Origin of the sequence: Erythrobacter sp. (assembly GCF_038133525.1) — a bacterium.
In the GTDB taxonomy this organism is placed as follows: Bacteria; Pseudomonadota; Alphaproteobacteria; order Sphingomonadales; family Sphingomonadaceae; genus Qipengyuania.
In genome coordinates this window covers 40,906-54,058 of the sequence record NZ_JAYPTL010000007.1, presented here as the reverse complement: position 1 = coordinate 54,058, position 13,153 = coordinate 40,906, and the positions used below count along the sequence as shown (strand labels likewise).

10 protein-coding genes are annotated in these 13,153 nt (G+C 61.4%); 3 read left to right on the top strand and 7 right to left on the bottom strand.

All coding sequences use genetic code 11. The features are described from left to right. Nucleotides 1–7: 7 nt before the first annotated feature. From AAFM29_RS03200 to AAFM29_RS03185, 4 genes are all read right to left on the bottom strand, one after another. Nucleotides 8–721, bottom strand: coding sequence for a protein phosphatase 2C domain-containing protein (locus AAFM29_RS03200; protein WP_341711387.1), 714 nt, complete (start codon nucleotides 719–721; stop codon nucleotides 8–10). Nucleotides 722–888: 167 nt separating this feature from the next. Continuing rightward, nucleotides 889–2,673 (bottom strand): hypothetical protein, encoded by a 1,785-nt coding sequence (locus tag AAFM29_RS03195; protein ID WP_341711386.1) that lies wholly within the window; start codon nucleotides 2,671–2,673, stop codon nucleotides 889–891. A gap of 10 nt (nucleotides 2,674–2,683) precedes the next feature. Beyond that, nucleotides 2,684–3,613, bottom strand: a complete 930-nt coding sequence (locus AAFM29_RS03190; protein WP_341711385.1) for a TIR domain-containing protein — start codon at nucleotides 3,611–3,613, stop codon at nucleotides 2,684–2,686. Nucleotides 3,614–3,866: 253 nt separating this feature from the next. Next, nucleotides 3,867–4,442, bottom strand: a complete 576-nt coding sequence (locus AAFM29_RS03185; RefSeq protein ID WP_341711384.1) for a hypothetical protein — start codon at nucleotides 4,440–4,442, stop codon at nucleotides 3,867–3,869. 172 nt (nucleotides 4,443–4,614) lie between these two features. On the opposite strand from AAFM29_RS03185, the gene AAFM29_RS03180 reads away from it, so the two are divergent. The 3 genes from AAFM29_RS03180 to AAFM29_RS03170 are packed head-to-tail and all read left to right on the top strand — an operon-like array spanning nucleotide 4,615 to nucleotide 8,455. Beyond that, the gene (locus AAFM29_RS03180; RefSeq protein ID WP_341711383.1) at nucleotides 4,615–5,997 is read left to right on the top strand and encodes an MBL fold metallo-hydrolase; all 1,383 of its coding nucleotides are present in this window, start codon (nucleotides 4,615–4,617) and stop codon (nucleotides 5,995–5,997) included. Next, nucleotides 5,994–7,505 (top strand): thymidine phosphorylase family protein, encoded by a 1,512-nt coding sequence (locus AAFM29_RS03175; protein ID WP_341711382.1) that lies wholly within the window; start codon nucleotides 5,994–5,996, stop codon nucleotides 7,503–7,505. The genes AAFM29_RS03180 and AAFM29_RS03175 overlap by 4 nt, the downstream gene beginning before the upstream one ends. After that, entirely contained in the window at nucleotides 7,502–8,455 is a 954-nt protein-coding gene (locus AAFM29_RS03170) for a ribose-phosphate diphosphokinase (protein WP_341711381.1), read from the top strand. Before AAFM29_RS03175 ends, AAFM29_RS03170 begins: the two co-directional genes overlap by 4 nt. Here the strand turns inward: AAFM29_RS03170 and AAFM29_RS03165 are convergent. The 3 genes from AAFM29_RS03165 to AAFM29_RS03155 form a co-directional block, all read right to left on the bottom strand. Then, nucleotides 8,418–10,400, bottom strand: coding sequence for a hypothetical protein (locus AAFM29_RS03165; protein ID WP_341711380.1), 1,983 nt, complete (start codon nucleotides 10,398–10,400; stop codon nucleotides 8,418–8,420). The two genes, AAFM29_RS03170 and AAFM29_RS03165, sit on opposite strands and share 38 nt — an antisense overlap. Further along, nucleotides 10,397–11,620 carry an MFS transporter gene (locus AAFM29_RS03160; RefSeq protein ID WP_341711379.1) on the bottom strand — a complete coding sequence of 408 codons (1,224 nt, stop codon included), beginning with the start codon at nucleotides 11,618–11,620 and terminating at the stop codon, nucleotides 10,397–10,399. The genes AAFM29_RS03165 and AAFM29_RS03160 overlap by 4 nt, the downstream gene beginning before the upstream one ends. Before the next feature lie 112 nt (nucleotides 11,621–11,732). Further along, nucleotides 11,733–13,153, bottom strand: a 1,421-nt coding sequence (locus AAFM29_RS03155) for a TonB-dependent receptor (protein WP_341711378.1), incomplete at its 5' end; no start/stop codon positions are given.

Genomic DNA, 13,153 nt, shown 5'->3' with positions numbered 1-13,153 from the left:
TCCGATACTAGACGACCCGGACCACGATTACGCTGACATTGTCCGGCGCGCCGCGTGACAAAACCATGTCGACAAGCTCATTGCAGGCTTGGGTAGGGTTGCCAGACGTCACAATTCTGCAGATTTCATCGTCTTCGACACAGCGCGTAAGGCCGTCGCTGGCGAGAACGAAAATGTCGTTTGGCTGGGCAACCTCGACAACATGATCAACCTCCAGCAGCTTGTCGGCGCCGACAGCACGAGTGATCACATTGGCGTCCGGATGGTTGGCGGCATCCTCCGGAGATAGCAGTCGGTTGTCGATCAGCTTCTGCACGAGTGAATGATCGCGCGTAATCTGCGTGATCCGGCCGCCGCGCACGTGATAGGCGCGACTGTCCCCGACCCAAAAGCAGAAGTAGCGGCCGTCATCGGCGACCACCAGGCCAACTGCCGTGCTTCCCATCTTGCGCAAGCGATCGCCGACCATCATTTCGACCATCGCGCCATTGGCCTGCTGCAGCGCGGTTTCGACCTGTTGCAGTGCCGGCCCAAGTTCGATCTCGGTCACCGACTGCTCGATAGCTTCCACCACCATGGCACTGGCTACTTCGCCGGATTCGTGTCCGCCCATTCCGTCGGCCACGACCCAGATCGATCGATCGGGGCAGTCAAGCAGTGCATCTTCGTTGATCTTGCGCTTCAGGCCGACGTCTGTCCGGCTGGCAGAATGAAAGCGCATGTCAGAGCCCCCCACGAACCCATTTTATTGTAACGCCAGCTTATCCTGCTTTTCGCGTTCGCTGCAATGTCGATAGCAACCCATTTCGCGGGTGTGCCAAGTGAAGGCATGGTCGATATGCGTTTGAAACCCCACAACTGGAGCTTCGCATTGGTCGGACTTTCGGGTCAGGCAGGAACCTCGAGCGACCGTTCACTATAGGTCGTGGTCCATTCGTTGAGGTCAGCCAGCATGATGTAGGACGTCACCTGCAGTTCTGCTGCCAGGTCCTCGATATCGTCCAACTCGTCCAGCCGCCTCGCGTTCTCGCGCAGCGCGGCGGCCGATTCCACCGAACGGTTGGCCTGGAGAAGATGCTCTCCATGGCCACGCATCCCGAAGACGGCCGCGCCTGCGGCGGGGAGGCCAGCGGTGAGGAAGACGATCACGGGCGTCATCGAATGCACGATATCCGGCACGGTGTAATAGCCCATGATGAAGAGCACACAGGTTGCGATCACCGCCCCCATCAGGAAGTTTCCGACTTCGTGCAGGCGATGGTCCAGCTTGCGCATCCGCCTGGCGTTGACGTCGTGATATTCCGCCTGAGGGACGACCTGTTCCTTGATCGCCGCCCGCGCCAGTTCCTTGACCTGCGCGTGTGACATTTCGCCACCCGGGCTTGCCATCTCGCGCCAGATCGCGGCGGTGTACCAACGTGTCCAGTCGGTCCCGGCTTCCTTGCGATGCGCACCGGATATCAGATCGCTGCGGAACGGAGGGCCGGTAAGCCCCACACGTTTGAGATAAAGCAGCGGGCGCAAGGACTCGGCGAGATGCCGATATTGAAGCCAGCGGCGATGCCAGTCGCCCTTCTTGCCTGCCGAAGTGTTGTAGAACAGCGCCCCGATCAGCAGGAGTTCGAGCATCACCAGATAGATCTTGATAGCAGGGGTCAGCAGGCCGGTCAGCGCGACGATCACCGCGAGGGCCGAGAGCGCATAATTGGTGATGTGGCCGGAACGAAAGCGCTGGGCATATCGGATTGCAAGGAAATTGGCCCAGCCATAGCCGCGCTCCAGCGGCATTCTGAGCGACGCCGGGTACTGGTCGCGAATGACCGAACGGTCCCGCTCGATATCGGCGGAGATCGCGTCCTGACGCCAGGGATGCGATGGCAGTGACCTCACCCCCAGCATCGCCAGCATGACAGGATATTCGATCCGGAGGTTCCGTCGGTTTTCGACTTCCTGATAGTACTCAAGAATGTGAAGCCGTTCGATCCGCTCATGCGGGGCTAGGGTATTCGCCAGCAGCGCCGTGTAATCATCAAGGTTATCGATCTGGCCAAGTTCCGGCTCGGCGATATCGCCGCCGATTATCAGCCGGACATTCGATGCCTCGACCTTGGTCCGGTCGATATGCAGATGGACGACCGGGACGCCCTCGCGCAATGCCAGTTCGACGACATGGGCGGTTCCGCCGGGGCCGTTGCCTGGCTCTCCATCCCAGATGGCCACGATAATGTCGGAGGCGGCGATAACCGCCTTGCCGACGAGCACATAGGCATCGCTGGCAGAACGGTCTCCCGGCAGTGTCATGACGTTGTCGGCGTCCTCGAGATATTCCCGGAACTCGTCGAGCTCGGCACCGATGAAGTCCTGTGAGTATTCGGAGACCTTGAACGGCAGCAGTGCCCGCAGCTGATACCCGTTTGCCCGCGCGCTTTGCGCGGCGAGCTGGTCTGAGCCTGTCGCCAGCGGCGTGTGGAGACGGATTATCGGGTCAAGCTCGTCGAACAACGCGTGCTCGCGCCGATGCAGTTCATGCGCGGCCAGCTTCAGGTTCGAGAAGATGACATCGAGATTTTCGCGAACGGGACCGAACAGGTCTTCGCCGAGCGCTTTCGCTCGATGTCCAGTGATGCCTACATTGAGGGCAAGCCTCGGGCGGGGGGGATGGCCTTGATCCAAGGAGCCTCTGTCAATTCAGATCGGCTAGCTCGCGGATGCGGTGGGTAAGCACCACATCCCCCAGCATCAGTTCGGAATCGGGCGGCAGTACAGTAGGTGCTTCGATTCTCTGGCCATCGATGAATGTCCCGTTGGTCGATTGGAGATCGGTCACCACCATTTCGCCATCGCGTACCTCGACCTCGCAATGCCGGCGCGAGATGCGTTTGTCGGCAAAGATGATGTCCGATGGGGCGGATCGACCCAGCTTGGCGCCGAGTATGCCGATCGGATGGCGCACCAGCGGATCCTCGACGGGACCGACCTCAAGGCAGTGAACTTCACCGCCGGCATGAAGCTGGGCATCGGACCGCGAGTAGAAAGCTGTCTGTTCGGTTTCGGCGTCGGGTTGTGTGGGCGCGACCGGATGCCGCGCAAACGGTGCTTCGCCGGAAACTGCCCGAACGGGTTCCACCGCCTTTGCGGCTGCAGGTGGCGTGAGGGCATCGTCGGCAAGCAGGAAACCTCTGGCTCGCGGCGTGGGGGCCAATGGCTCAGCCTCATGGGGCGCGACCAAAAGGCGAATATCTTCGATTAGTCTTTGCCAATCGTCAGCCCCGCGATCCCCGTCCCACTGGGAAAGGTCGGTCGTGTGCGTGAGCTCGAAAATGATCGGCAGGTCGCATTTTTCGATAATCACCGGCACGAAGATGTGGCGCTTGTCGGCCAGGGTGGCTTCCGCACGGACCCAGCGCGAGGAAACCGATCGCGGAGACCACAGCACGACGGCTGCTTTCGCGGCACGCAGTTTCTGCTCGATTACTTCGTCGAAGGACTCGCCGGAATGGATTGCCGCGTCCCACCATACCGAGAAGCCCTCGCTTTCGAGGAGCGCGGCAAAGCGCTTGGCCGCGTTGCGGTCCTCCCGGCTGTAAGAAACGAAAATGTCATGCCCCCGCACGATGTTTCCCTTTGCTGGCACAACAGGCCTGATGCAGTAACCAATCCTTCGAGATATTCCTTGCGACCTGTCGTGCCGGGCTGTCGGCTTTCGGCAGGGGGAACCCACCGTAAACTTCCCCGGTCGGTGCCAGTTTTATGTTTATTAACCCTTTTTGCAAGTGCGAACGCACATTGTTGCGAAGGCGGCCTATTTTGGGACTCTTGATTGCGGGCAGGCTGCCTAGCGTTCCATCTATCGCATATTATTCGGATCAGGATCGTCGATCGAGAATGCGTCTCCAATCGATCCTTAGCAGGCCGACGAGAGCGGCGATCATTGCCAGTTCGATGCCCAAGACCCAGGGATCCGAGAACATTCGTGCGAACTCGCTACCCAGAGTGGTTTCCCGGAGCTGCTTCGCTGTGGCTGCATAGAGTGCATAGGAGACGAGGCGGCCCGCGAAGAAGGCCAGGGTGAACCTGATCAATGGCAGTTTGGCGAGCCCGATCGCCTCGAACAACTGTGCCGAAGGGAAAGGGGATAGCGCGAAGACGGCGATCCCTATGATCCCGTTGCGGCGATTGCGCTCGAAAAGGAGCCGTGCGGCCTGGAGATTGTCACGTGTCTTCTGGGGTATGTGATCGCCGAGGAGGCGAAAGGCACAGGCGAGGACCAGCCTGCCGCTAGCCGCGGCCAGCGCGCCAGCGAAGACAATCAGGACCAGCGGCAGATCGCTGGCGAGCCCGTAGATCGCAATGATCGTCCAGGTTGGTGGGCCGAAAGCGGGCAGGAGATTGACCGCGAAAACGATCGCGAGAAGCACGGCAAGCATCTCAATCTGGTCCATCGCGGCCAATGCTCGCGACTGGCGCATCCCTCGTCAATCATTCGATTTTCCGGGTAGTTCGTGAACCAGGCGATCGCTGGTCAGGTATATCGCTGTATTCGGCTACCTATTTGGGGGTTATAGCCAAATCCGATAATGGTCCGGGGCATCACTTGTGATTGGAGGCGTGGGCATGCCTGATGCAGATGAGCCGTCGCTGAGCTTTCTTGGCGCGACGGGCACCGTGACGGGCTCGCGCTATCTGGTCCAAGACAAAGGTCGGCGATTGCTCGTCGATTGCGGGCTGTTCCAGGGGTACAAGCAGCTCAGGCTGCGCAATTGGAATCCATTCCCCGTCGATCCGAAGAGCATCTCTGCGGTGCTTCTCACCCATGCCCATCTCGATCATTCGGGGTATCTGCCCGCGATGGTGCGAAACGGCTTCAGCGGGCCCATCTATGCGACCGGCTCCACTGTTGAACTGTGCGAGTTGCTCCTGCTCGACAGCGCGCATTTGCAGGAGGAGGAAGCTGGATATGCGCGGCGCAAGGCCTTCTCGAGGCATCGCGATCCCAAGCCGCTCTATACGCTGGACGACGCAAGGGCCGCGCTCGAGCGGTTCGTTCCGGTGGCCTTTGAGCAGGATGTTGACCTTGGTCAGGACACTGTAGCCCGCTTCATTCCGGTGGGGCATCTGTTGGGCGCCGCCTCCATCCACCTGTCGCTTGGCGGTCGGTCGATCTATTTCAGCGGCGACATCGGGCGCCCTACGGATGCCATCATGCGCGACCCTCAACCATTCCCGGGGGCCGACATCCTCGTTGTCGAATCCACTTACGGAAACCGGCGCCATCCGCAGGTCGATGCAGAAGCCGAGATAGGGGAGGTGATCAATCGCGTCGCAAAGCGCGGGGGCACGATCCTGGTTCCCGCCTTCGCCGTCGGAAGGGTCCAGGCGGTCATGCTGCATATCGCGCGGTTGCGCGCACGGGGTGCGATTCCGCCGATACCGGTGTACCTCAACACGCCGATGGGGGTGAATGCGACCCGGATCTATCATCGCCATCATGAGGAACATGAAGTCAGCCGCGAGGAATGCGAGGCGATGTTCGAGCTCGCCCAAAGGGTTCGGACGGTCGAGGAGTCGAAGGCCCTCAATCGCAATACCGAACCCAAGATCATCATCTCGGCCAGTGGGATGCTGTCTGGTGGCCGGATACTCCACCATGTCGTGAGTTTCGGTGGCGACCCGCGCAATGCAATCGTGCTTTCGGGCTTTCAGGCGGGCGGCACCCGCGGAGCGGCGCTCGTGCGCGGGGATCGCGCGCTTCGAATCTTCGGCCAGGATGTCTCCATTGGTGCCGAAGTAGTCCAGCTCGAGGCACTATCGGGCCATGCCGATACCGACGAATTGCTCGCCTGGATGCGCGACGCCCCAGCACCCGGCATGACCTATGTAACGCACGGTGAGCCGGAAGCCGCAGACGCGCTGCGCTTCCGGATCGATCATGAACTCGGCTGGAAGGTTCGCGTGCCTGAGCACCTCGAGCGTATCGATATCGTGGCGCCCGAATGAGCACAGACATTCACTCGATCCCACTGGTTCGCGCCGGCATCGATACCTATCGCCAGCCTGTCGTCTACATGCGGGAAGACTGCCACCTGTGCCGGGCGGAGGGGTTCAGTTCGCAGACCCGGATCGAAATTTCGGTCGGAGGGCGAACCATCATCGCCCTTCTGAACGTGGTCACGAGCGCGGACTGGCTGCCGCCCGATACCGCTGCGCTGAGCGAGGCGGCGTGGGCGCGGCTGGGTGTTTCGCCGGGCGAAAGGGGATCGTTCCGCCATCCCGAGCCCGCACACAGCGCCTCGATCATCCGTGGCAAGGTTTATGGCCAGAGGCTCGACAAGGTCGAATTCAGGAAGATCGTCGATGACGTGATTTCCTATCGCCTTTCCGATCTCGATATCGCCGCCTTCATAACTGCCTGTGCGGGCCAGCGACTGGATGTGAAAGAGACGTTGGCCCTGACCCGCGCAATGCAGGAATCCGGCCAGACCCTCGACTGGGGCGACCGGCTGGTGCTCGACAAGCATTGTGTGGGTGGCATTCCGGGCAATCGCACAACCCCGATCATCGTGGCGATTGCGGCGGCGGCGGGTTTCTGGATTCCCAAGACATCGAGCCGGGCGATCACCTCTCCCGCCGGTACCGCCGATACCATGGAGGTGATGACCCCGGTTGCTCTCGGTATCGCTGAGTTGCGCCGCGTGGTCGAGCAAGAGGGCGGGTGCCTGGTGTGGGGCGGAGGCCTGGACCTCAGCCCCGCCGATGACCTGCTTATCAGGATCGAGCGGCCACTCGATTTCGATAGCGACGGCCAGCTCGTGGCGAGCGTGCTATCCAAGAAGGCAGCGGCAGGATCGAACCATGTCCTGATCGATATGCCTATCGGTCCGACGGCCAAGGTCCGATCGCCCAAGGCCGCACACTCCCTTTCCAACCGGATGAGCGCGGTGGCGCGGGGGCTGGGCATGAATCTTTGCATCCACCGCAGCGATGGCGCCGCCCCGGTGGGTAGGGGAATAGGGCCTGCACTGGAGGCCAAAGACGTCCTGTCCGTCCTGAGGCGTGAGGCAGACGCACCGGCCGACCTGCGGGAGCATTCGCTCGCCCTGGCCGGGAAGCTCATCGATCTTGCCCGCCCTGGGAGCGACGATGGCAGGAAGCTGGCCGAAGACCTGCTTGATGATGGGCGGGCCTTGGCCAAGTTCCTGGCCATCTGCGAGGCGCAGGGCGGCTTTCACGAACCGGGCATCGCGCGCTTTCGTGCCGAGGAGCAGGCCGGGCGTTCGGGCTGGGTCAAGGCGATCGACAACCGCCGGATTGGCCGGATCGCCAAGCTGGCAGGGGCTCCCGGTCGCAAGACCGCCGGCGTGCGTGTCCACAAACGGCTGGGCGAATGGGTGGAGAAGGGCGAGCCGCTGTTCGAGATCCACGCCGAAACCATCGGGGAGCTCGAGTGGGCGAGCGAGTTTGCCCGCACGCAACCATCGACCTACGAGATAGGCGAGGGGGCATGACCCTGATCCTGGCCTTTCCGGGGATGGAACGCCTGGCGGAATGCGTGGCGCGCGAAGCCGGTTGCGATTGGCGTGCAATCGACCTTCATCACTTTCCCGATGGCGAAAGCCTGGTCACGCTCCCGGAGGGCCTCGCTGGCCATGACATTGCAGTCCTGGCTACCCTACGCGATCCGGACCGGCTTGCACTGCCGCTGCTCTTTGCCGCGTCGACGGCAAGGGAGCTGGGTGCGCGCAGCGTTGGTCTGGTGGCGCCCTATTTGGGCTATATGCGGCAAGACACCCGCTTCGCGGCCGGGCAAGCCATCAGCGCCCCGATCTTTGCCCGCTTCCTTGAACAAGGTTTCGATTGGCTGGTCACTGCCGATCCCCATCTGCATCGAAATGCCTCGCTAGACCAACTCTTCGCCATTCCCACCTTGCGGATTGAAACCGCGCCGCTGATTGCCGAGTGGATCAGGCAGAATGTCCCCGATCCCGTATTGATTGGCCCGGATAGTGAAAGCCGGCAGTGGGTTGAACGGATCGCCTCGCTTGGGTCGCTACCGTTCGAGGTCTGGGAGAAGCGCCGGGCTGGCGATCGGCAGGTCGCAGTTACCCGCCCCGACGAGCACAATCGCCCGTCCGGTACGCCCGTAGTCGTCGATGACATTGTTTCGACCGGTCGCACGATGATGGACGTTATCAGGCAATTGCTTGCTGCGGGCTGGCCGGCCCCCGTTTGCGTGATCACCCACGCCGTCTTCGCGGATCATGCGCAGCGGGATCTGTTGGCAAGTGGCGCCACCAGGATCGTTTCGACCGATTCCATCCCGCACGAAACCAATGCGATTTCACTCTACGTTCCACTGGCCAGTGGTATTGCAGAAATGACCGCTGCCTTCGGAGGCGAGGCTTCGGCGCCATTCCCTACTAGGACCCGCAAAGACCTTGCGGCGAAAGAGCGATAGCGCTCCAAAGCTGGGCGGCGTTGGATTCCGTTTCGTCTCCGGTCGCCTGACCATAAGGCTGCGCAATTGGTTCGCCATCCTCAACGCGCCATGACCAGAGTTCTGCGCCTTGCAGCGCTGCCGTTTGCTCGATTGCTCGCGAAATTCTGCTGTGGGCCAGCTCGAGCAGATGCCTTGTGGAGCGAGAAAGGTCTTCCCGCTGCAACTGGCACTGGATGCCTGACCGAAGCAAGCCCTGTTGCCATGACCAGACCACGGTCCCGTGATAGCGGGTCTTGTCGAACATCGCCCATCGGTCGGTGCTGGCAAACACAGGATTCGATGTCAGCAGCCCGGCCTCACTCATCAGGCCCAACGGGAAGGGCATGATGGTCGGCTCGATCGCGGTTCTCAGGGTTGCATCGTCAGGCCGAAGGAAGAGCAGCAGGTAGCCCACATCGGAATGAATGACGCGCAAGGGATGCCCCTCGCCGTCGAGGGCCAAGGCCAGGAAGCGGGCGGGTTCGCGCACTTCAGTCTCGGGCGCGCGGAGTCCCAGATCTTGGGCATAGGCATCTAACTGCGCCTGCGCGTCCTGCGCTGGGACTGTCACTGTAAACAAGGGTGGTGCCTTGTCCTGCCATGTGCCCGCCATAGCTTTGAGATCGCCCAGCCCATTGGGGTCTGCCTGGAACTGATCTAGTAGTCCGCTCTCGACCAGCCGGTGTGCCGCAGCGAGCGCCGCCGGAACGAGCGCGGCATTGATACTGAAGCTGTAGCGTCCATCCCGACCCAGGCCAGTTACGCTATCGCGCCAGTCGCCGACTTCGAGCCCCTGCCTGATGGGGATCATGTTCCTGATCGTCGGTTCGGCCGCGAAAGGCGCAGCCCTGCGGGCGACATAGGCGAGATTGTGGAGGACAAGTTCGCCATAGGAGGTTCCGGCGCTGTTCCTGCGCTCCAGAAACTCCGCCGATCGCGAACGCCCTTCTGGGGTATCGAGCAGGTAAGCCGCCAGGACGGGAGCCAACATGAAATCGTCGTCGACCATGTTGTAGTCGAGGTCTGGTTGCCGGACGTCATGGTGCGGTTTGCCGATAAGCGCGAATTCGCCAATGCCCTCCTCATGGGCGACTTCGCCATCTGCGTTCAGGCGCTCGATGACGGCGCTTAGACCGGCCTCGATCGGCGCGGGTTTCAGCTCATTCATCATGAGCGCTAGCGTCATCAGCGTGTCGCGCCCGAAATAGGTGTTGAACCGCCAGGATCCCGCCAGCAGCTTCTCGCGATAGGCCAGGAAGGCGAAGGAATTTTGTAGCTGGCTGTTTGAGGCCGGGTGTTTGAAGATGTCTTCGATCATGAGCGGTGCAAGCGGTTCATCGCCGGTCAGGGCCGTAACCCTGAGGCGCAAACCGCCTGATGTCGATGACAGTACAAGCGCGCCGTCCTGCAAGGAGGCAGCGCCGTTCAGGACCTCGACTTCCATGAAATAACCGGAACTGCCATCGAGCCGCGTGCGCTGCCAGATTACCTTGTTTCCAGTTGCCGTGGGTGTAGCCTCAACTTCGGTGGGAATGGGGTTTCCATAGCCATAGTTCCGCAGCACGCGGACGCTTCCGATCAGGGCGCGCTGGACGGTGAGGATCTCTGCATCAGCGGCAACCTCCACTACCACTCCGCGCCTCACCCGGTCATGGCCGAGCTGCTGTTGGCTTGCCTGGAGTGGGGTCGTGACTTGCCAGTGCGCCGTTTCCCTGAACCAAAGTCCGACGCCGCTATTGCCTGCCGGGAATGCGACTACTAGCCGCGCTTCATGCCCCGAGCGCAGGACAGCGTGGGCAGCGATGGGGCCCTCGCGGAAGAATTCGTTCTGGATCCGCTCTTCGGTGATGGCGAAGCGTAAGTCCGGTTCAGCCGCTGCTGGCGCTGCAATGGCCAGCAAACACAGTGTAATGAAGCGCTTCATTGTGTGCTCAACCGCCTGAACATGGTGATCGCCCCGAGCAGGAGAACCATCGGTATCAGCGACAGATAGAAGGCGATTTGGCCCCCGAGTGCAGCAAACGTTTGCCCAGTGATGAACGAGCCGGTCGTCCCGCCCAATGCCGAGAAGACCACAATCAGGCCGGTCATTCCCGCATGTTCGGAATTGGGCAGTGCCGACAGGACGCGCGAATTGATGATGGGATAGATCGGCGCGAGGAACAGGCCGACCATCGGGAGGATGAAGGCGGCGAGTGGCGCGCTTGCCCAGCTCATCTCGGGGTTGGGGGCGAGGCCGCGGGTCAGCGGCAGCGTCAGGATGACGAGTAGGGCCATCGCACCAATGCAGACGGTGATGAGACGGAACCAGGCCACTCGACGAAGTACGAACCCGGCACCCAGCCTGCCGGCTGCGGTGGCACCGGCGAACAGGCTCGCCGCCATGACGCTCATGGCCTGCGGCATGTGGAGGACTTCATTGTTGAAGGTCGGCAGCCACGTACCGATGGCCTGTTCGATCAGGACATAGAGGAATGCGGAGACGAGAAACACCAGCACCAATGGTCGTGCAACAAGCGCGAACATGGCGGCGAAGTCGCTGCTGGGCGTGACGTCGCGCCGCGCCGCGCTCTCGTCTAGGCTCGTCGTCTTCACGACAAGTGCGACCGCGGCCGAAATTCCGGCGAGTAACCAGTAAACGTTGAGCCAACCGAGGCCTGCGGGGTTGTCACTGTCGATGAAGGCGCTGAACAGCCAGTAGCCGGACAGGACGCCGATCATGAACAACCCTTCGATCGTGCTGATCAGGCTTGCGTGGTCGGCCTTGTCGCGGGCGATCAGCCCGACCATCGAATAGGCCGAAACCTTGATCAGCGCGAAGCTTGCGCCGGTCACAGCGAACAGCAGCTTGGTCATGGCGAAGGAAGGCAGCAGCGGCATGGCGATGCAGGCCAGGCTGACCAGCCCACAGGCAAGCGCCATACTGTTGCGCAGGCCGAAACGCGGCAGGAATGACGCAACCAGGAATGAGGTGATGGCAATGGGCAGGTCCTTGAATGCCTCAAGGATCGCCGCGCTCGACTTCGTCTGACCGAGCGATGCAATGGATTGGAGGATCACGGTGCCCACGCTGTTCAGCAGGATGGCGAACAGCATGTAGGCAAGGATTATGGCGCCGATCACACGAAGGCGGCTGGCTGGCATCTGCGATCCTCTCACGTAACTTATACTAGTAGCCCCGCCGGGTAGCATTGAAGCCGCCCGGCGGGGATAGATCCAGGGACTTATGTCCCTTGGTTCTTGATTAGCATGCAGCTCAGAACTTGAACTGCGCGCTGAAGGTGAACGACCGACCCAGGATCGGGCGTGCCAGGATGGGCCCGACACCCTGCGAACCGATGGCCCGCGGATTGCCTTCGGTCAGACCATGCGAGTTAAGCAGGTTATCGGCCGTGGCAGTCAGGGTCAGCTGGCGGTTTACGTCGAACGCGATGCCGGCATCGACCTTGGTATACGAGGGGAGCACCTGTGTGTTCAGATTGTCCGAGAACCGATCATCGACCCACTGGATCGATCCGAACAAGGTTGCGTCCACACTGCCGAAGTTGGCCGTGTATGCCGCCCGTCCGCGCGCCTGCCATTCAGGCTGGCGCTGCAGCCGGTTGCCCGAGATGTCGACCGTTCCGTCGAGCGCGAAGAAGTCAGTGTACTTCGCATCGAGGTAGGTGACGTTGCCACCGAGGCTCAGGCCGTCGATCGGGCGCAGTTCACCTTCGATCTCGACACCGAAGGCATCTGCCGAACCCACGTTGGGGATCGGGGCGCCATTGACGATCTGGGTGTTCTGGATGCCACTGAATTCATTGTAGAACACGGTAGCGAACACGCTGAAGGTGTCCTTGGTGACCTTCAGGCCGCCTTCATAGGTGTCGATTTCCTGGACCAGGCGCAGACCATCACGCAGCTGGTCGAACTGCGGGAAGCTGTTGCCGCGGCTGTACCGGAGGAAGGCACCGACATCGTCGGTGAAGGCGTAGTTGGCGCCGATCGTCCACGCAGCCTTTTCCTTGGTATAGCTGATGGTCGAGAAGGTACCGTTCAGGACAGCATCGCCATTGTTGTACAGCGTATCGGGATCGCCGTCGGTGTCGACGCCGAAGTCGTTATTCTCAAGGATTCCGTTCACTTCGTGGCGATGCCAGCGGATACCGGCGTCGACGCGAAGCTTGTCGGTAACCTGCCATTCGTCCGAGATGTAGGCCGCTACGTCTTCGCCGTCATAATCTGCATTGACGTTGAAGAAGGAGCCGCGGGTGAAACCGTTGCGGGTGACCGCGCGGCCATCGTCGAGCGTCAGGCTTAGGATACGCGGGTTGCTGACTGCTTCGAGAAGCAGGAAGTTGCCGAGATTCCAGCGATCGCGCGATGAGAACGACGCGTAATACACACCGGCCGTGAGGGTGTTCGACCCGAAGTCGAAGGTCAGGCCGTTCTCGGTGACGAAGGATTCGAGGTCCTTGTCGACGCGCCATGCGCCAACCTCGATCACCGCATTGGACGGGTCGAATGCCTCGCCGCCATTGAGGTAGGTCACGCTGCCAACGCCAGCTCCGAAGCCTGCAGCAATGTTGGCCACCGTCGTCGGTGCGCCTGCCGGTACAAGGCCGCGCGTGTCGGCCGAACCGTTGAGGTAGCTGGTCTTGCTGAACAGCGAGATCGTATCCGACAGCTCATAAT

Coding starts and splice junctions, on each gene's coding strand:
- AAFM29_RS03200 (WP_341711387.1), bottom strand. CDS start 721: ATGCGCTTTCATTCTGCCAGCCGGACAGACGTCGGCCTGAAGCGCAAG.
- AAFM29_RS03185 (WP_341711384.1), bottom strand. CDS start 4,442: ATGGACCAGATTGAGATGCTTGCCGTGCTTCTCGCGATCGTTTTCGCG.
- AAFM29_RS03180 (WP_341711383.1), top strand. CDS start 4,615: ATGCCTGATGCAGATGAGCCGTCGCTGAGCTTTCTTGGCGCGACGGGC.
- AAFM29_RS03175 (WP_341711382.1), top strand. CDS start 5,994: ATGAGCACAGACATTCACTCGATCCCACTGGTTCGCGCCGGCATCGAT.
- AAFM29_RS03170 (WP_341711381.1), top strand. CDS start 7,502: ATGACCCTGATCCTGGCCTTTCCGGGGATGGAACGCCTGGCGGAATGC.
- AAFM29_RS03165 (WP_341711380.1), bottom strand. CDS start 10,400: ATGAAGCGCTTCATTACACTGTGTTTGCTGGCCATTGCAGCGCCAGCA.
- AAFM29_RS03160 (WP_341711379.1), bottom strand. CDS start 11,620: ATGCCAGCCAGCCGCCTTCGTGTGATCGGCGCCATAATCCTTGCCTAC.